The following is an 18,053-nucleotide window of genomic DNA, read 5'->3' on the forward strand; positions in this document are numbered from 1 at the left end:
CGGCGCCGCGGTTACAGGTGTCCGGCAGGGCCGGCGACGGGCGGCGACGTACGGCTGCCGGCCCGGTGGGCGGCGTCCGGAGATCGGACCACGACTTCGAGGAGAGCGCATGGAGCGTAATCCGGATGGGCCGGCCGGAGCGGACCACGCGTTCCAGGCGTTCGAGGAGCACGCCGCTCTGCTCCACGCGGTGGCGCGCAGCGTGCTCGGCGACGGCGGGGAGGCCGCACGCGTGGTCGAGGAGACCCGGGCCCGCTGGCTGGCCGGTCAGGGCGACCGCTCGGCGGGATTCCCGAACGCGCTCATCGGGCTGGTCACCGTGCTGGCGCTGACGCGCCTGCGCGTCGCTCAGGCCAACGGCGAGGAGCACATCGGCCCCTGGCTGCCGGAGCCGCTGCGGGGCGAGCCCGATCTGCAACTGGCCGAGTCGGTCTCGGCGGCCCTGTCGGCCGTCCTCGGCATGCTGGACCAGGACGAGCGGACGGTGTTCCTGCTGCACCACGGCTTCGGGCTCGCGCAGGCCGACATCGCCGCGGTGACCGGGCTCACGGAGGAGGCGGTGGACGTGATCGACGCCAGGGCCAGAGCGCGGGTGCGCTGCGAGGTGCGCCCCGTCCGGCGGCACGACGGCGGCTGAGCCGCACAGCGGAGGGAGCGGGGTGTGCAACTGAGGAAAACCCGCAGTTACCACCCGCGCCCGCACCGCTCCGCACCTGGTGTCACCACCTGGTACCACTCCGCACCTGGTATCGCTCCACGCCGCGTACCACGCCGCCTACCACGCCGCATCCGGCACCGCCCGCGGTCAGCGGCCTCGCTCCGTCAGCCCGTACAGGTTGCCGTCGTGGCCGCGGATCTGCGCCCACCGGCCCCCCTCCCGCCACGGGGTGGCCTGCGGCGTCACGACGATCTCCACGCCCCGCGCCCGCAGGTCCCGGCAGGTGGCGTCGACGTCGTCGCAGTCGAACCAGCCGTGGGTCATCCGTCCGGCCCGGGCCTCCAGCGCCTCCAGGATCTCGGGCTCGACGGCGGCGAGCGCCACACAGGTCTGCGCGCCCGGCGGGCGCACCTCCACCCAGCGGAGTCCCTCCCCCTGGGGGACGTCCGCCGCGAGCTCGAAGCCCAGCGTCCCGGTGAGGAACTCCAGGGTCCTGCTCTGGTCGCTGACGTAGAGCACGGCGAGCCGTGGATTCACGATCACGATGCCTCCAGGCGGTCGTCGGGCGTCACGCGCTCCGCACCGGGAACCGGCGCCGTACGGACGGTGCGGCCACCGCCGGGGCGCCGTCGGCGAGCCCGAGCCGGACCTCCTTCAGGCGGACGGGGTCGCCGATGACGTCGATGGACGCGATGCGGTCACCGGCGAAGGCGAACTCGAGGACGAGCTGGAGGCGTCCGTGCGGAGCGACCACCGCGCCCACGGCGCCGTTGACGAGAGCGGGCCAGGCGAAGCGCGCCCTGCGGACGTTGGTGCGCGTCTCCTCGGCGACCGCACGCGCGCCCCGCATCTCCGCCTGCGCCCTGACCTGCCCGCGCAGGGCGACGGCGTCGGCCCGGCGTACGACGTCGGGGGCCAGCACCGCGAGCAGTGCGCCGATGTCGCCGGCCCGGGAGGCGGCCAGGAAGGCGTCCACCACCGCACGCTGCCTGACCAGGTCGGAGGAGGGGACGTCGGCCGTGTCGTGCACCCGGCGGCGGGCCCGGCTGGCCAGCTTCTTCGCCGCCGCCGGCGTGCGTTCCACGATCACGGCGATCTCGTCGAACGGCACGGCGAACAGATCGTGCAGCACGAAGGCGGCGCGCTCGGCCGGGCCGAGCGTGTCGAGGATCACGAGCAGCGCGAGACCGACGGAGTCGGCCAGCACCGCCTCGTCCGCCGGGTCGGCGGTCTCCTCGTGGGGGGCCAGCAGGTCGAGCTCGGTCAGGTCGGCGAAGTCCTCACGCCGGCGGCTGCGCGAGCGCAGCATGTCGAGACAGACTCGCCCGGTGATCGTCGTGAGCCAGGCGGTCAGGTTCTCGACGGAGCCGGAGTCGGCGCGGCAGGCGCGCAGCCAGGTCTCCTGCACCGCGTCGTCGGCCTCGTCCGCGCTGCCCAGCATGCGGAACGCGACTCCGCGCAGATGTCCGCGGGATCGGTCGAAGTGTTCGGCCAATTGGGCCTGGTCGTTCATCGGTCACCTTTCACCGTCGCGGTTCGTCGTACAGGTGGGGAGATGGAGAACGCACGTTTGACAAGGAGACGTCAGTGCCCGTACTGATTATTGTTGCCGGTTCGCCTGAACCGACGTGACGGAGAGGGGCACCAAGGGTGACCTCTCCGGCCGTGAAGCGCACCGGCCGGTTGCCGCCCGAGGTGCATACTATCCTCGCATCGGCTGCTCACACTTTCGCGATGTGCCGAAAATCGAGAACGATGTCCGAAATCGATGGCCGGTGAGCCGCTGAAGGATATGTACCAGGGGCCTGCCGGGTCGTCCGGGGCCTTGCGGATCTCCGGGCGCCTGACGAAACGGTCGCCCCTTAAGGCGGGTACGGCTCCGTGACGCTGGTCATGCCGTGCTGTGCATTTCGCTATATGTCGCGATTGTGATACCTCGACGAATATTCATGGTCCCGCCGCCGTGGACGGGAAGACCGATATCCAAATTATGGATGACTTGTCATGAATGTGCCTGTTCTGCTCTGGTATGGCAATCGTCCTGACCATAAGCTGAGCGCAGTTGAGCTCCTGTGAAGAATTCGCCCCTGCCCCTGTTCCTTCATAGGAAGGCCCCGCAGTGACACTTCACACCGCAGCCGACACCGATCGCGAACTCGGCACTCGCCTCCCCGACGTGGCGGACCTGCGCCACCTGCCGTGGGAGATCGTGTCCGTTCGCGATCTCACGTCCTCGCTGTCGCCGCGGAAGCAACGTGAGGACCCGGCGCACGTCCGGACGCTCGCGGAGATGGACCGCGCGCTCGATCCGCTCCTCGTGCACCGGCCGACGATGCGGGTCATCGACGGCATGCACCGGCTGCGCGCCGCCGTGCTGAAGGGCAGGAACGAGATCGCGGTCCGGTTCTTCGACGGAAGCGAGGCCGACGCGTTCGTCCTGTCGGTCCGGCTCAACGTCGGCCACGGACTGCCGCTCACGCTAGACGAAAGGAAGGAGGCGGCCGGGCGGATCATCGCCTCCCATCCGCACTGGTCCGACCGGATGGTGGCCGAGAACGCGGGACTCAGCGCCAAGACCGTCGGCGGTCTGCGCCGGCGGCTCGGCGGGCAGGTCCAGTTCAGCCGCGTCGGCCGGGACGGGAAGTCCCGGCCGGTCAGCAGCGTCGAGGGGCGTCGCAGCGCCGCCGCCCTGCTGGCGGCCAACTCGGAGATCTCCCTGCGCGAGCTGTCCAGGAAGACCGGGCTCTCGCTGGGGACCGTCCGGGACGTGCGCGAGCGACTCGACCGCGGGCAGGATCCGATCCCGGACCGGCTCCGCGCGAGGGAGGACACCGGCGGTGGGCCGCGAGACGAGACGGCGCGAGCCCAGGACGGGCCGCCGCCGCGCACCGGGGTCGTCCGGCGGGCGGCGCAGTCCCGTCGCCCCCACCTGGAGAGCCGGCGCAGCGGCGAGCCGAGGCCGCCGGGATGCCCGGCGGAGGAGGCGGTAGAAACGGCGTCCGTGCTGCGCAAGCTCGCGCGTGACCCGTCTTTGCGGGCGACCGAGTCCGGGCGGCTGCTGCTGCGGATGCTCCTGGCCACGGAGATGGGCCCGGCCCAGTGGAAGGAGATCGCCGAGGCGGTCCCGACCCATTGCATGCCGCTCGTCCGCGCCGTCGTGCTCAGGAGATCGGAGGAATGGGAACGTCTGGCGAACCTGGTGCGAGACCGTTTCCCAGGATGACCGGAAATCGACGGAGGTGCTTCTGCGAAGAATGCACAGGGTGAAATATCGCCATTAATCGTCATTCGTTGGAGGGTTCATCGTGTCAGAGACGACTCACTTTCCGGGAAGCGACGCGGAGACCGAACTCCGGAAAATCAACCGGGCGACGGTCGAGCAGTACATGAACACCAGAGGCGAGGACCGGCTGCGGCGGCACCTGCTGTTCACCGAGGACGGCGTCGGCGGCCTGTGGACCAACGACACCGGGCAGCCGATCGCGATCCGCGGGCGCGACCGCCTCGGCGAGCACGCCGTCTGGTCGCTGAAGTGCTTCCCCGACTGGGTCTGGTACAACATCCGGATCTTCGAGACGGACGACCCCGGCTTCTTCTGGGTGGAGTGCGACGGTGAGGGCGCCATCCGCTTCGCCGGTTACCCCGAAGGCCACTACCGGAACCACTTCCTGCACTCCTTCCAGCTGGAGAACGGGAAGATCAAGCTGCAGCGCGAGTTCATGAACCCGTTCGAGCAGCTGCGCGCGCTGGACATCCCCGTGCCCGAGATCAGGCGTGCGGGAATCCCCACCTAGGTCACATTCGCCGCGTGAGCGTCAGCGGCTGCCAGGCGATCCCCCAGCCGTCCCCGGCCGGGCGACGACGACGGCGCCGAGAGCGCCTCGACCCCTCATCTCGACCCCCTCATCTCGACCCCCCATGGAGAACCGTGGATGACGTGATGCCCACCATCCGGCTGAGCGCCGCGCTGCAGCAGCCGGAGTGGAGCGATGTCTCGCAGGTCCAGCGCGTCAAGGAAGTGCTCGCCTCCCGCCCCTCGCTCGTCAGGCCGGCGGACGTGCGCGCCCTGCGTGCCCTCCTGGCGGAGGTCGCCGCAGGAAACTCCCTGGTCATGCAGTCCGGGGACTGCGCGGAGAACCCCGAGGAGTGCACGCCCGAGCACGTGAGCCGCAAGTCCGCGGCCCTCGACGTGCTGGCCGGCGCGCTCAAGATGATCACCCACAAGCCCGTGCTGAGGGCGGGCCGCATCGGCGGCCAGTTCTCCAAGCCGCGATCGAGCTCCACCGAGAAGATCGGCGACCTCACCCTCCCGGCGTACCGGGGACACATGGTCAACGGCCCCGAGCCGACCGCCGAGAGCAGGCAGCCCGATCCGCTGCGGATCCTCACCGGATACATGGCGGCCAGCGACATCATGGAGCATCTCGGCTGGCGCGGACCGTCCGCCCGGTCCCCGATCGACCCGCCCGTGTGGACCAGCCACGAGGCGCTCCTGCTCGACTACGAGGTTCCCATGCTCCGCAGGGACGCGTCGGGGCGGCTGATCCTCGGCTCCACGCACTGGCCCTGGATCGGCGAGCGGACGCGGCAGGTGGACGGCGCGCACGTCGCCCTGCTGGCGGAGGTCGCCAACCCGGTCGCCTGCAAGGTGGGCCCCAAGACGAGCAAGGACGAACTGCTCGGCCTGTGCGAGCGGCTCGACCCCGAACGCGAGCCCGGGAGGCTCACCCTCATCGCCCGGATGGGCGCCGACCAGGTGGCCTACGCCCTGCCGCCGCTCGTCGAGACCGTGAGGTCCGCCGGGCACCCCGTCATCTGGCTCTGCGACCCCATGCACGGCAACACCCGGGTCACCCCGTCGGGTCACAAGACCCGTCTCGTCCCGGCCCTGCGACAGGAGGTCCGCGAGTTCGTCACCGCGGTCGAGAGCGCGGACGGCGTCCCCGGCGGCCTCCATCTGGAGACCACACCCGACGACGTGACCGAATGCGTCGCCGACGAGAGCGGCTTCGCCCAGGTGGGCGACCGCTACACCAGCTTCTGTGACCCCCGGCTGACCCTCTGGCAGGCGGTCTCGGTCATCTCCGCCTGGGGCGGTTGACGCGAGAGCTACCAGGAAGGACTTCCATGTCCGGCATACCCGCAATCCAGCCCTACCCCTTTCCGGCGGCGGGCGACCTGCCTCCCAACGCCGCCGGATGGACGCCCGATCCCGCTCGTGCCGTGCTCCTGATCCACGACATGCAGCGGTACTTCGTCCGGCCGTTCGCCGACCCGACCCGGCACGAACTCGTACGGAACGTCGCGCTGCTGCGGGACCGGAGCGCGGCGCTCGGCGTCCCCGTCGGCTACACGGCGCAGCCCGGCGACATGAGCGAGGAGCAGCGCGGACTGCTCAAGGACTTCTGGGGGCCCGGCATGCGCCGCGCCCCCGAGGACCGGCTCGTCGTCGACGAGCTCGCCCCCGCCCCCGGTGACTGGACGTTCACCAAGCTGCGCTACAGCGCGTTCTTCCGGTCCGACCTGCTGGAGCGCATGCGGCGGGCCGGCCGCGACCAGCTCGTGGTCTGCGGGGTGTACGCCCACGTCGGGGTGTTGATGACGGCGGTCGACGCCTTCACCAACGACCTGCAGACCTTCCTGGTCGCCGACGCCGTCGCCGACTTCACCGCCGCCTACCACCGCATGGCCGTCGAGTACGCGGCCGAGAGGTGCGCGGTCGTCCTGACGGCCAAAGAGGTCTTCTCGTGAGCGGCCCGCGGAGTGACCCGGGCACCGGGGGAGGCGGCCTGCTCGACGCCGTGCTGGATCTCCGGGCGCCGGCCTTCGCGCTGCTGCACCGGCCCGAGGCGAACGGGCCGGGCCTGCTGGACGTCCTCGTCGGCGAGGTCGCGCACCTGCGCGAGCTCGGGGACATCCCGCTGCCCGGGCAGGAGGAGCCGGAGGCGGGAAGCCGGCACCACGCGCTGGTCGTCGTCCCCTACCGGCAGGTCCGCGAGCGGGGCTTCGCCTGCGCCGACGACGGCGCCCCGCTCATCGCGATGACGGTGACCCGGCAGGGCGTCCTGCCGGTCGGCGCGGCCCTGGAACAGATCCCCGACCTGCCCTTCGCGGTCTCCGGCGGGCACTTCGACGTGGACGACGACGACTACGCCGAGATCGTCCGCAGGGTCGTCAAGGAGGCGATCGGCGAGGGCGAGGGGGCGAACTTCGTCATCAAGCGGTCCTTCGTCGCCGACATCGGGAACTACACGCCCCGCTCGGCCCTCGCGTTCTTCCGGCGCCTGCTGGAGGTCGAGTCGGGCGCGTACTGGACCTTCGTGGTCCACACCGGCGAGCGGACGTTCGTGGGCGCCACTCCGGAACGGCACGTGACGCTGCGGGACGGCGTCGCGACCATGAACCCGATCAGCGGCACGTACCGGTATCCGGCGTCCGGCCCCTCCCTGGACGGGGTGATGGACTTCCTCGCCGACCGCAAGGAGTCCGACGAGCTCTACATGGTCCTCGACGAGGAACTCAAGATGATGACGCGGATCTGCGAGCCGGGCGTCCGCGTGACGGGCCCGCGGCTCAAGGAGATGGCGCGGCTCGCGCACACCGAGTACTTCATCGAGGGCGACACCGGCTGGGACGTGCGCGACATCCTCCGCGAGACCATGTTCGCCCCGACCGTGACCGGCAGCCCGGTGGAGAACGCCTGCCGGGTGATCGACCGGCACGAGCCGCACGGCCGGGGCTACTACAGCGGAGTCGTCGCCCTGATCGGGCGCGACGAGGCCGGCCGGCAGACCCTCGACTCCTCCATCCTCATCCGGACCGCCGACATCGACCACACCGGCCGGGCGCGCATCGGCGTCGGCGCCACGCTCGTCCGCCATTCGGACCCGATGTCGGAGGTGGCGGAGACCCGGGCGAAGACCGCCGGGCTGCTCGCGGCGCTCGACACCGGCGACAGCGGCCGGCTCAGGACCCGCCCGGAGGTCCGCGAGGCGCTGGAACGGCGCAACGCGAACATCGCCGGCTTCTGGCTGGGCGGGCGCGGCGGCGGCACGCCCGCCCTGCCGCGGCTGGCCGGTGTGCGGGCACTGGTGATCGACGCCGAGGACACCTTCACCTCGATGCTGGACCACCAGATGCGCAGCCTGGGCATGGCGGTGACCGTACGCCGCCACGACGAGACGCCGTCGCCGGACGGGTACGACCTCGTGGTGCTGGGGCCCGGCCCCGGCGACCCCCGCGACGCCGCCCACCCCAAGATCGCTTACCTGGGGGCCGCCGCGGACGCCCTCCTGTCCGGGCGGCGGCCCTTCCTCGCCGTCTGCCTGAGCCACCAGGTCCTCTCCACCCGGCTCGGGTTCCCGGTGCAGCGCCGCGACGTGCCCAACCAGGGGCTGCAGAAGGAGATCGGCCTCTTCGGCGCGCGGGAGCGCGTCGGGTTCTACAACACGTTCGCCGCGCGCGCCGAGACGGACCAGGCCGAGATCGACGGCCTCGGCATGGTGGAGATCTGCCGTGATCCGGTGACCGGCGAGGTGCACGCGCTGCGCGGCCCCCGTTTCGCCTCGATCCAGTTCCACGCCGAGTCGGTGCTCACCGAGAACGGCCCCCGCATCCTGGGCTCTCTGATGGAAGGCCTGCTGTCATGACGACGACCGGCCGGTCCGTGCTGGACGGCGCGCGTCCGTACGTGGTCGTCGACGCGTTCACCGACACGCCGCTGCAGGGCAACCCGGTCGCGGTCTTCTTCGAGGCCGAGGACCTCTCCGGGGAGCGCATGCAGCGCATCGCCAGGGAGATGAACCTGTCGGAGGTCACCTTCGTCCTCCCGGCCCGGCAGGGGGGCGACGCCCGCATCCGCATCTTCACGCCGGTGAACGAGCTGCCCTTCGCCGGGCATCCGCTCCTCGGCACCGCCATCGCGCTGGGCGAGGGGCGCCGGGAGGACCGGCTCCGGCTGGAGACGGCGATGGGAGTCATCGCCTTCGACCTGAAACGCGTGGACGGGAGGGTCGTCGCCGCCGAGATGGGGCAGCCCGTCCCGACCTGGATGGAGTTCGACCGGGCCGGAGAACTCCTCGCCGCGCTCGGCCTGACCTCCTCCACGCTGCCCGTCGTGATCTACCACAACGGTCCCCGGCACGTCTTCGTCGGGCTGGAGAGCATCGCCGCGCTGTCCCGGGTCGACCCCGACCAGCGCGCGCTGGCCGCCTTCCCCGACATGGCGACCAACTGCTTCGCCGGTTCCGGCCCGACCTGGCGGAGCCGGATGTTCTCGCCGGCCTACGGCGTGGCCGAGGACGCCGCCACGGGGTCGGCGGCCGGCCCGCTGGCCGTCCACCTCGCCCGGCACGGGCGGATCGGGTTCGGGCGGTGGATCGACATCCACCAGGGCGTCGAGATGGGCCGTCCCTCGCTGATGCGGGCCCGCGCCGACGGCGTCCCCGATGCCGTCACGTCCGTACGGGTCGGCGGTTCGGCCGTGACCGTCGCCCGCGGCGTGATCTACGCCTGAACGGCGCGGACCCACCGGCGGACCGGCCCTCGCCGGCCGGTCCGCACCCCGTCATCGCACCCGTCATCGCACCCGTCATCGCACCCGTCATCGCACGCGGCCAGGGCCGCCCGTCCCCCCACACCGCCCGGAGGCGACAGTGAGCAGCAGGTTCGAGAGTCTGACCGGCGCCATCGACCCGGCGTTCCCCGAGTACGACATGCCGCCGGCCGAGCCGATGGTCCTGGCGCGGCGGTGGATCGCGTCGGCGGTGGAGGAGGGGTTGCGCGAGCCGCTCGCCCTCGCCCTCGCGACCGCCGGCCGCGGCGGCCGGGCCTCCTCCCGCATGGTCGCCGTCATCGACGTCGGCGACCGGGGCCTGGTCTTCACCAGCCACAGCACCAGCCGGAAGGGCCGGGAGATCGCCGAGACCGGCTGGGGCTCGGGCCTGCTCTACTGGCGCGAGACCGCGCAGCAGCTGATCTTCTCCGGCCCCGTGGTCATGTTGCCCGAGCCCGAGGCGGAACGGTTGTGGAACGCGCGGCCGGTGCCCCTGCACGCGATGTCGGCGGTCTCGCGGCAGAGCGAACCCCTGGAGGACGTCGCCGGGCTCAGGGCGGAGGCCGAGCGCCTGGCGTCGTACGCGACCCCCCTGCCCCGCCCGGCGCGGTTCGCCGGATACCGCCTGGAGCCCGCCGCCGTGGAGTTCTGGTCGGCGGACGCCGACCGGCTGCACCGGCGGCTGCGTTACGACCGGGATTCCTCCGGTTGGCACATCTCACGGCTGCAGCCGTGACCCCCTCCCCACAGGGACAGGAAACACGAAGGAGTGCGACCTTGACCGACTCGATAACGACCGGCCCTCTGGCGACCGGTGCGAGTACGACCGATCCGAGCACGACCGACTTCGACGCGATCGTCGTCGGCGCCGGCTTCGCCGGCATCTACACGCTGCACAAGCTCCGCGACGAGCTCGGCCTGCGGGTGCGGGCCTTCGACCGCGCCGGCGGCGTGGGCGGCACGTGGTACTGGAACCGCTACCCCGGCGCCATGTCGGACGTCGAGGGCTTCGTCTACCGCTACTCCTTCGACAAGGAGATGCTCCAGGAGTGGAACTGGACCACCAAGTACACCCCGCAGCGTGAGCTCCTCGCCTACCTGGAGGCGGTCGTCGCCAAGCACGGGCTGGGGAAGGACATCCAGCTGAACACGGGCGTCGAGAGCGCGGTGTTCGACGAGTCCCGTGGCGTCTGGACCATCGGCACCGACACCGGCGAGACCTTCACCACGCGGTACGTCGTCACCGCGCTCGGGCCGCTGTCGACGGCGAACATCCCCGGCATCGAGGGCCGCGAGCGCTTCCGGGGCAGGATCGTCCACACCGGCGCCTGGCCCGACGACCTGACCATCGACGGCAAGCGCGTCGGCGTCGTCGGCACGGGCTCCACCGGCACCCAGTTCGTCTGCGCCGCCGCCAAGGTGGCCGGGCATCTGACGGTGTTCCAGCGTTCGGCGCAGTACTGCGTCCCGTCCGGCCACGGCCCGGTCACCGAGGAGTACGTCGCGGAGGTGCGGGCCGGCTACGACCGCATCTGGGACCAGGTGCGCGGCTCCCGCGTCGCCTGCGGTTTCGAGGAGAGCGACGTCCCCGCGATGAGCGTCTCCGAGGAGGAGCGCCGGCGCGTGTTCCAGAAGTACTGGGACAAGGGGAACGGCTTCCGCTTCATGTTCGGCACCTTCTCCGACATCGCGACCGACCCGGCGGCCAACGAGGCCGCCGCGGAGTTCATCCGGTCGAAGATCCGGGAGATCGTGAAGGACCCGGAGACGGCGCGCAAGCTGACGCCGTCCGACCTCTACGCCAAGCGCCCCATCTGCAACCCCGACTACTACGAGAACTTCAACCGCGACAACGTCACGCTGGTCAGCGTCAAGGAGAACCCGATCAGGGCGATCACCCCCAGGGGTGTCCGCACCGAGGACGGCGTGGAGCACGAGCTCGATGTCCTGGTCTTCGCGACGGGCTTCGACGCCGTGGACGGCAGCTACAAGCGGATGGACATCCGCGGCCGGGGCGGCGTGACGATCCGGGAGCACTGGGAGGACGGCCCCACCGGCTACCTCGGCGTCGCCACCCACGGCTTCCCCAACCTGTTCATGGTCCTCGGGCCGAACAGCGCCTTCAGCAACCTCCCGCCGGGCATCGAGACCCAGGTCGAGTGGATCGCCGGCCTGATCCGCACGGCGGAGGAGAACGGCACGACCGTGGTCGAGGCCACCGCGAGCGCCGAGGACGCGTGGACCGAGACCTGCCGGGAGCTCGCGGCGTACACGCTCTTCCCCAAGGTCGCCTCGTGGATCTTCGGGGCCAACATCCCCGGAAAGAAGAACACGGTCATGTTCTACTTCGCGGGCCTCGGGTCGTACCGGGCCAAGCTGAGCGAGGTGGCGGAGGCGGGGTACGAGGGATTCGACCTGCAGGCCAGCCCCTCGCTGATGCCGGCCTGAGGCCGCGCGGGGGCGCGCCCCGCACGGCGAACGAGGGTCCGGACGGCCGGGAGGGCCGTCCGGACCCTTCGCGTCCGCTTGAGATAAGCGGAATTTCCTGCTCCGCGCACGAGATATTCGGTGAGGCGTTCTCGGGTTCGACGCCCGCGATTGTTTAACAAAGACGCTTGACTCTAATGGTTCTTTGTCGGATACGATGAAGTCATGACTGAGACCGTGATTCGTGTCGACGACCAAGTCGTAACCTTCATCAACGTCTTCGACGTCGACCCCTCGAAGCAGCAGGAACTAATCGCCATTCTGAACGAGGGCGCCGAGAAGGTCATGCGGCACCGGCCCGGCTTCATCTCGGTGAACGTTCTCGCCGGCGCGGACGGCACCCGTGTCGTGAACCTCGCCCAGTGGCGCACCCCGGACGACCTCAGGGCGACCGCGGGCGACCCCGAGGCGCAGGTGTTCGCGAAGCGGGCGGCGGAGATCGCCAAGGCGGCGCCCCAGCCCTACAAGGTCGTCTCCGTCTACCACGCCTGACCTGGCCGGCCACTTCGCGGCACCCACAAGCGGGTCCGGGCCCCGATGCGACACACTCCGTCCGCCTCTCGGCATCGGCGGACGGACGTCGCCCGCGCATCCCCCAGAGCGGGCCGTGTCCGGGGCCCGGCCCAGACCGCACCACCCACCCGAAGGTGACGAAGAGTAGCCACCCCCGGCCCAGGGAGCGCGACGCCATGACGACCGCCAACACCGCCGACATCGTGATCGCGGGCGCGGGGATAGGAGGGCTGGCCGCCGCGCTCGCCCTGCACGCCAAGGGGATCGACGCGGTCGTTCTGGAGGCCGCGCCCGAACTCGCGCCGCTCGGAGTGGGAATCAACATCCAGCCGGCCGCGATCGGCATACTGACCGAGCTCGGGCTCGGCGAGACGCTGGCGGCCACCGGCATCCGCACCCGGGAGCACCGCTACCTCGACCACAAGGGCGCCACCCTGTGGACCGAGCCCCGGGGCGTCGACGCCGGCCACGAGCACCCCCAGTACTCCGTCCACCGCGGCGAGCTGCAGATGCTGCTGCTCGCGGCCGTACGGGACCGGCTCGGCCCCGGCGCGGTGCGCACCGGGCTCCGCGTCATCTGCTTCCACCAGACCCCCTCGGGAGTCCGCGTCCTCGCGCACGACGAGAGCGGGGAAGCGGTCGAGATCGAGGCCGCCGCGCTGGTCGGCGCCGACGGGCTGCGCTCCGCGGTGCGGGCCCAGCTTCACCCCGACCGCGTCCCGCTGTCCCCCGCGGGGGTCGACATGTGGCGTGGCCTGTCCGAGATGGACGAGTTCCTCGACGGGCGGACGATGATCCTGGCCAACGACGAGCGGGCCACCCGGCTGATCGCCTATCCGGTCTCCCGGCGCCACGCGGAGCGCGGCAAGGCGCTGGTGAACTGGGTCTGCCTGGTCGCGGCCCCCTCGAAGAGCCTGTCCGGCGACGCGGGCTGGAACCGCCCGGGCCGGATCGAGGAGGTGCTGCCCCACCTCGCCGACTGGGACTTCGACTGGCTGCACCTGCCCGCGATGCTCGCCCGCAGCCCCCGCATCCTGCGCTACCCGATGGTCGACCGCGACCCCCTGCCACACTGGGGAGAGGGCCGGGTGACGCTGCTCGGCGACGCCGCCCACCTGATGTACCCGATCGGCGCCAACGGCGCCTCGCAGGCCGTCATCGACGCCGCGACGCTCGCCGCCGAGCTCGCCACCGAGCTCGCACAGGGCGACGACGTGGCCGGCGCCCTGCTGCGGTACGAGGCCGCCAGGCGCCCCGCCACGACCGCCATCATCCTCGCCAACCGGAACATGGACGGCGCGGAGCGCGGCATCGCCGGTCGTCCCGGCCACGACAAGACCGCCGAACTCGCGACCATCACGCACCGTTACCGGGTGGCGGTGGAGCGGCGGCAGCCGCTCACCTGAGCGGATGGACCGCCCGGCCGGTAGCCGCACTTATCGCCGGGCGGTCCATCCTGAATCACCGCTTGAAACGCGGGAGACGAATCGCCGGCTCATGTCCGCGGACCGCGCGACGCCGGGCATGACAATGGAAACGCATGTCCCGGCGGCGTAATTCTCCGTTAGCCGGGCAGGAAAAGCAGAACATCCTGACAATATGTTTACAGGATGCCGGATAACTCTTCTCCAGCACGGGCTCGGCCGACGGCGAATGCCGGACGGCAATGGTGGAAGGGCCTCCTGCCGGGTCGTGGTCGCACTCCTCGTCCTTAAGACGAATCGCGCCGCGGAAAGGTGACACGCCGCGGCTGTGCGGCGGTGTCCGCCGGTGGGCGGGCACCGCCCTTCACGACAGGCCGCCGCGCGGCCGGCGCCTCACCGCGTGCGGGCCGCCGCGCCGCCGCGGGCCGACCGGCCCGCCAGGCCGGACACGGCGCTCCGCGCCGCGGCCAGCGAGTCGGCCGCCAGGGGCGTGAAGCGGGCCAGGGCGGGCACGTCGGCGGCCCGGGTCATCTCCGCGCCGACGAAGCACAGGTTCTCCGGGGCCACCCCCAGATCGGTGAAGTACGCCCTCAGGTAGGGCGTCTGGAAGTCGAAGTCCTCCCGTGGCGTGCCCGGGGCGTAGCTCCCGCCGCGGGCGGTGACCACCACCACGTTCGTCCTCCGGAGGAGGTGCTCTCCCGTGCCGGCGTCGAGGAACGCCCCCGGGAAGGTCACCCGGTCGATCCAGGCCTTGAGGGACGCGGGCACGGAGTAGTTGTACATCGGGACGCCGACCAGCACCGTCTCCGCGGCGCGCAGCTCCGCGATCAGCGGCAGGGTCAGCGCCCACTCGCGCTCCTCGGCGGGGCCCTCGGTCAGCTCCGCCACCTCCGGCAGCGCGACCGTGCCCCGTCTCTCCACCCGGATGCCGAGGGAGACGAAGGCCGGGGACACCAGCGGGACCGGTTCGGCGGCGAGGTCGCGGTACCGGTATCCCGCGCTCCCGTGCAGACACCGCCAGGTGTCGGCGTAGAGCGCCGTCAACTGCCTGGTGACCGAGTCGCCGTGGTCGCTGGCGCTGGAGTCCAGGTGCAGCAGGGACGTCACAGGCCCACCTCCTGTCGCTGCGCGGGCATCGCGCAGTCCTTTCCCGATACTTTCCGTCACACACCTATGACGTTCGGTAGTCGCGAGAGGTGACAGGGTCGTACCGGAGCGGGACTGGAGGCGGTGAGGACGCCGGGAGTCAGTAGCCGTAGCGGCTCTTCAGGTGGCGCCAGAGGTCACGCAGCATCCACGCGTCGAACTCGGTGACGGAGGTGGCGGAGCCCGCCTTCATGAGGAAGCAGCACTGGCCGGCCGGCGTCCAGTCGTAGAAGTCGTCGAGGCCGAACCCGTGCCCGATCTCGTGGAGCAGGATGTGGATGTCGTCGCTGCCGAGGTTGTCCACGAGATACTCGCTGCCGACGCGCTGGCCCCAGTCGCCTCCCGCGCCGCCGTCCATGCCCGCCGTGAGCCACAGGGACATGTCGTAGTGGTGGGAGGCGCCGCCGGGACAGCCGGGATAGGCGCCCGACTGGTTGAAGAAGCGGCCGCACGGCTCCGCGCACTGCGGCGCGTTCTCCCGCAGGTCGCCGACGTACACGTCGACCGAGTCGTCGTCCCACTGCAGGGTCGCGCGGTCGCGGACCGCCCAGCCGACCACCTTGACCGGCACCTCGGCGTACGGCCAGCCGTCGTGACCGGCCATCACGTTCATCCACTTCCCGAACGACCTGGCCAGCGCGGCGTGGACGCGGTCGCGCAACTCCGCCGACACGGGGGCGGGGGAGTCCCAGCGGACGCAGTAGTTGATCGATCCGCCGTTGGCCATGATCTGGTCCCAGCCGAAGTTGCGGAAGCCGTACGGGTCGCGGTCGCCGGACTCGGTGTGCCGCCAGACCTCGTCGAGCGGGGTGACCAGGGCGGCGGGCGGGTTCCAGCCGCTCCGCGCGGCGGCGGTGTCGGCGAACGCCTTGACCTCCAGGAGCCCGACCGCGGCCGTTCCGCTCTCCAGCACGATCCGCAGCCGGGTGGTGGTGACGGCCGGGAAGGAGGCGGTGACGTAGCCGTCCACGGCGACGGGGTAGGCGGCGGGGACGTCGGCGTAGGCGGCGCCGTCCCAGCTCTGCAGCCTCCAGGAGACCGGCTCCCGTACGCCGCCTCCGTCGTCGAAGAAGTAGACCTGCGCCGAGGAGATCGTCTGGGCGGAGGGCCAGGTCAGCAGGGCCCACTGTTCGCCCGCCTGCGGCCAGGTGCCCCAGCGGCGGTTCCGGAGGTCGTTCGAGCGCGACGGGTCGATGCCGTCGTTGATCGCGGCGACGCTTTCCCAGGGGGAGGTGTAGGAGGCGGTCGCGGTGGCCCAGGGCGCCACGTTGCCGAGGGCGGCGTCCGAACGCGTGGGCACCAGCAGGAAGCCGGCGAGCAACGCGACGACGGCGAACAGACGCCTCATACAGGCTCCTTCGCGGCGTCGTGGCGATCCACGCGCCGCTGTGAGGGGTGTGGCACGGTCTCCGAGTTTTTTCCGTCCGATTTGTGGTGTCAAGGGGGTGAATTACGGTCATGTGCCGGTTGATAGGTGAGGGGTGCCTGAGATCATCCCCAGGTGTCTGTCTCCGTCACCCGTCCTACCAGCCGTTTCGCCCCGCGGGCCGGCTGGGGGAGCGCCCGGCGAATCGGGGGTGAACCGGGGGAGGCGCCGTTTCGTCTATCCGGCATGAGTCGCTTCCCGCCAGGCGCCGCGCGTGTCCTCCTGGCCGTCCTCCTCGTCGTCCCGCTCGCCGCCTCCGGCTGCGGGCCGCCGCCGGACGTCGCGGCTCCCGCCGGTGACACCCGCTACACGGCGACGGGGACCGTGCTGCAGAACGGGAAACACGGGCCGCAGCTGTGCGGCTTGGTCCAGGCGTCGTACCCTCCGCAGTGCGGCGGACCGGACATCGTGGGCTGGGACTGGAAGGCCGTCAGAGCCGAGTCGTTCGGTGGCGTCACCTGGGGGGAGTACCGGGTCGTCGGCACCTGGGACGGCTCCCGGCTCACGCTCACCGAGCCACCCCGCGAGGCCCGTACGCCGGGAGGCGGCGGATCGGGGACCGATATGACCAGTCCGTGTCCGGAACCCGCGGGCGGCTGGCGTCCGGTGGACCGGGCGAAGGCGACCGAGGAGGCCATGCGGGCGGCGATGGACCGCGCGGCGTCCGCCGGCGAGTTCGCCGGCGGATGGCTCGACCAGCACTACATGGACGGGGTCGACTTCCATGACGTCCGGACCATCGAGAAGATCGGCAACGACCCCACGCGGTACGTGCTGAACCTCATGTTCACGGGGGATCTCGCGGGGCGTGAGCGCTGGATCCGCGAGGTCTGGGGCGGCGCGCTGTGCGTGAGCGGCGCCGAGCGGACCGAGTCGGACCTCCGCGCGATCCAGCGTGAGCTGGAGGGAGAGATGGAGAGCCGGCGGTTCCTGACCCTGTCCGTGGACACCATCGGCAACCGGGTCAGTGCCAGGGTGTACGTCGCCACGCCGGAGCTGAGACGGGAACTCGACGACCGCTACGGGAAGGGCACGGTGGCTCTGGAGGGCTTCCTGAAGCCGGTCGGGAGCTGAGCGGAGCCCCGCGAGGCGGCTGCCTCGCGGGGCCATGGGTCCGGCGGGTTCGACGGGCGTGGGCTATCCGGTCCTTGCGGGTGTCGCTTCCTGTCTCTCCCTGCTCTTGTCGCTGTTACCGCGAGCCGTTGTCACCGTCCGAACTCCTCCCGGCCCCGCTCGCGCTCGGCGCCGCGGCTACGCGTCTCCTCCCGGAAGCGCTCGCGTCCGCGTTCCTCGCGCATGCGTTCGCCTCCGCGGATCTCCTGCCGCATGCGCTCGCGTCCGCGCTCTTCCCGGACCGGGATCCGTTCGCGTCCTCGCGTCTCCTCCCGGATGCGTTCGCGTCCGCGCTCTTCCCGGACCGGGATCCGTTCGCGTCCTCGCGTCTCCTCCCGGATGCGTTCGCGTCCGCGCTCTTCCCGGACCGGGATCCGTTCGCGGCCACGAATCTCCTGCCGCATGCGTTCCCGCTCCCGGACCTGCCCGGTGCGGCCGTACTGGCCGTACCGGTGACGCTCCCGTCCACGGCACCTGCCTCCGGGGCAGGGCTGTGCCGGAGCCTGCACGGCGGCCTGGGCGGTGATGCCGGCGGCGTGGGCGGACTGCGCCTGCAGCGCCACCGGGGCGGCGAGAGCCGACACGGCGAGCGTGCCGGCGGCCAGTGCTTCTCTGAGCATAGGTATCACTCCGTCGACTCCGTGATGTCACCGGGAACCCCGGCCACATGGAGCGCGATTCGATCCATCGAACCCTGGATCCAGACCCTGGTTCTCACGCTAGGGGTAACAA

The 18,053-nt window shown here is 71.3% G+C and carries 17 protein-coding genes; 12 read left to right on the top strand and 5 right to left on the bottom strand.

From position 1 onward, the window contains the following. The first annotated feature begins 109 nt into the window (after positions 1-109). Positions 110-637 carry a sigma factor-like helix-turn-helix DNA-binding protein gene (locus OG344_RS20115; protein WP_405084399.1) on the top strand — a complete coding sequence of 176 codons (528 nt, stop codon included), beginning with the start codon at positions 110-112 and terminating at the stop codon, positions 635-637. A gap of 168 nt (positions 638-805) precedes the next feature. Here the strand turns inward: OG344_RS20115 and OG344_RS20120 are convergent, their stop codons facing one another. Both OG344_RS20120 and OG344_RS20125 read right to left on the bottom strand, forming a co-directional pair. Continuing rightward, positions 806-1,201, bottom strand: a complete 396-nt coding sequence (locus OG344_RS20120; RefSeq protein ID WP_405084400.1) for a VOC family protein — start codon at positions 1,199-1,201, stop codon at positions 806-808. 25 nt (positions 1,202-1,226) lie between these two features. Continuing rightward, the gene (locus OG344_RS20125) at positions 1,227-2,171 is read right to left on the bottom strand and encodes a sigma-70 family RNA polymerase sigma factor (RefSeq protein WP_405084401.1); all 945 of its coding nucleotides are present in this window, start codon (positions 2,169-2,171) and stop codon (positions 1,227-1,229) included. Positions 2,172-2,777: 606 nt separating this feature from the next. On the opposite strand from OG344_RS20125, the gene OG344_RS20130 reads away from it, so the two are divergent. The 10 genes from OG344_RS20130 to OG344_RS20175 all read left to right on the top strand — a co-directional run bounded on the left by OG344_RS20130 (position 2,778) and on the right by OG344_RS20175 (position 13,618). After that, on the top strand, positions 2,778-3,881 hold the full coding sequence (locus OG344_RS20130; RefSeq protein ID WP_405084402.1) for a winged helix-turn-helix transcriptional regulator: 1,104 nt from the start codon (positions 2,778-2,780) through the stop codon (positions 3,879-3,881). Positions 3,882-3,963: 82 nt separating this feature from the next. Beyond that, positions 3,964-4,452 carry a PhzA/PhzB family protein gene (locus OG344_RS20135; RefSeq protein ID WP_327044855.1) on the top strand — a complete coding sequence of 163 codons (489 nt, stop codon included), beginning with the start codon at positions 3,964-3,966 and terminating at the stop codon, positions 4,450-4,452. Positions 4,453-4,598: 146 nt separating this feature from the next. Then, the gene (locus OG344_RS20140) at positions 4,599-5,759 is read left to right on the top strand and encodes a 3-deoxy-7-phosphoheptulonate synthase (RefSeq protein ID WP_405084403.1); all 1,161 of its coding nucleotides are present in this window, start codon (positions 4,599-4,601) and stop codon (positions 5,757-5,759) included. Between the two features lie 26 nt (positions 5,760-5,785). Next, on the top strand, positions 5,786-6,409 hold the full coding sequence (locus OG344_RS20145; protein ID WP_405084404.1) for an isochorismatase family protein: 624 nt from the start codon (positions 5,786-5,788) through the stop codon (positions 6,407-6,409). Continuing rightward, positions 6,406-8,307 (top strand): anthranilate synthase family protein, encoded by a 1,902-nt coding sequence (locus OG344_RS20150; protein ID WP_405084405.1) that lies wholly within the window; start codon positions 6,406-6,408, stop codon positions 8,305-8,307. Before OG344_RS20145 ends, OG344_RS20150 begins: the two co-directional genes overlap by 4 nt. Continuing rightward, complete coding sequence (locus OG344_RS20155; protein WP_405084406.1) at positions 8,304-9,173, top strand: PhzF family phenazine biosynthesis protein; 870 nt, start codon at positions 8,304-8,306, stop codon at positions 9,171-9,173. Before OG344_RS20150 ends, OG344_RS20155 begins: the two co-directional genes overlap by 4 nt. Before the next feature lie 139 nt (positions 9,174-9,312). Further along, complete coding sequence (gene phzG, locus OG344_RS20160; RefSeq protein WP_405084407.1) at positions 9,313-9,948, top strand: phenazine biosynthesis FMN-dependent oxidase PhzG; 636 nt, start codon at positions 9,313-9,315, stop codon at positions 9,946-9,948. Between the two features lie 41 nt (positions 9,949-9,989). Then, entirely contained in the window at positions 9,990-11,660 is a 1,671-nt protein-coding gene (locus OG344_RS20165; RefSeq protein ID WP_405084408.1) for a flavin-containing monooxygenase, read from the top strand. A 204-nt stretch (positions 11,661-11,864) separates the two neighbouring features. Beyond that, a complete protein-coding gene (locus tag OG344_RS20170; protein WP_327044862.1) occupies positions 11,865-12,191 on the top strand; it encodes an antibiotic biosynthesis monooxygenase in 327 nt (108 codons plus the stop codon). Between the two features lie 155 nt (positions 12,192-12,346). Beyond that, positions 12,347-13,618, top strand: a complete 1,272-nt coding sequence (locus OG344_RS20175; RefSeq protein ID WP_405084409.1) for an FAD-dependent monooxygenase — start codon at positions 12,347-12,349, stop codon at positions 13,616-13,618. Positions 13,619-14,029: 411 nt separating this feature from the next. Here OG344_RS20175 and OG344_RS20180 read toward each other — a convergent pair whose 3' ends face one another. Further along, on the bottom strand, positions 14,030-14,743 hold the full coding sequence (locus OG344_RS20180; RefSeq protein ID WP_327044864.1) for an NAD(P)H-dependent oxidoreductase: 714 nt from the start codon (positions 14,741-14,743) through the stop codon (positions 14,030-14,032). A 139-nt stretch (positions 14,744-14,882) separates the two neighbouring features. Then, on the bottom strand, positions 14,883-16,130 hold the full coding sequence (locus OG344_RS20185) for a hypothetical protein (protein WP_405084410.1): 1,248 nt from the start codon (positions 16,128-16,130) through the stop codon (positions 14,883-14,885). A gap of 264 nt (positions 16,131-16,394) precedes the next feature. Here OG344_RS20185 and OG344_RS20190 point away from each other — a divergent pair, with 264 nt between their 5' ends. Further along, the gene (locus tag OG344_RS20190) at positions 16,395-17,282 is read left to right on the top strand and encodes a hypothetical protein (RefSeq protein ID WP_405084411.1); all 888 of its coding nucleotides are present in this window, start codon (positions 16,395-16,397) and stop codon (positions 17,280-17,282) included. Positions 17,283-17,413: 131 nt separating this feature from the next. On the opposite strand, the gene OG344_RS20195 is transcribed toward OG344_RS20190, so the two are convergent. Further along, on the bottom strand, positions 17,414-17,941 hold the full coding sequence (locus tag OG344_RS20195; RefSeq protein WP_405084412.1) for a hypothetical protein: 528 nt from the start codon (positions 17,939-17,941) through the stop codon (positions 17,414-17,416). Between the last annotated feature and the right edge of the window lie 112 nt (positions 17,942-18,053).

Source organism: Microbispora sp. NBC_01389 (genome assembly GCF_045040095.1).
Lineage (GTDB): Bacteria > Actinomycetota > Actinomycetes > Streptosporangiales > Streptosporangiaceae > Microbispora.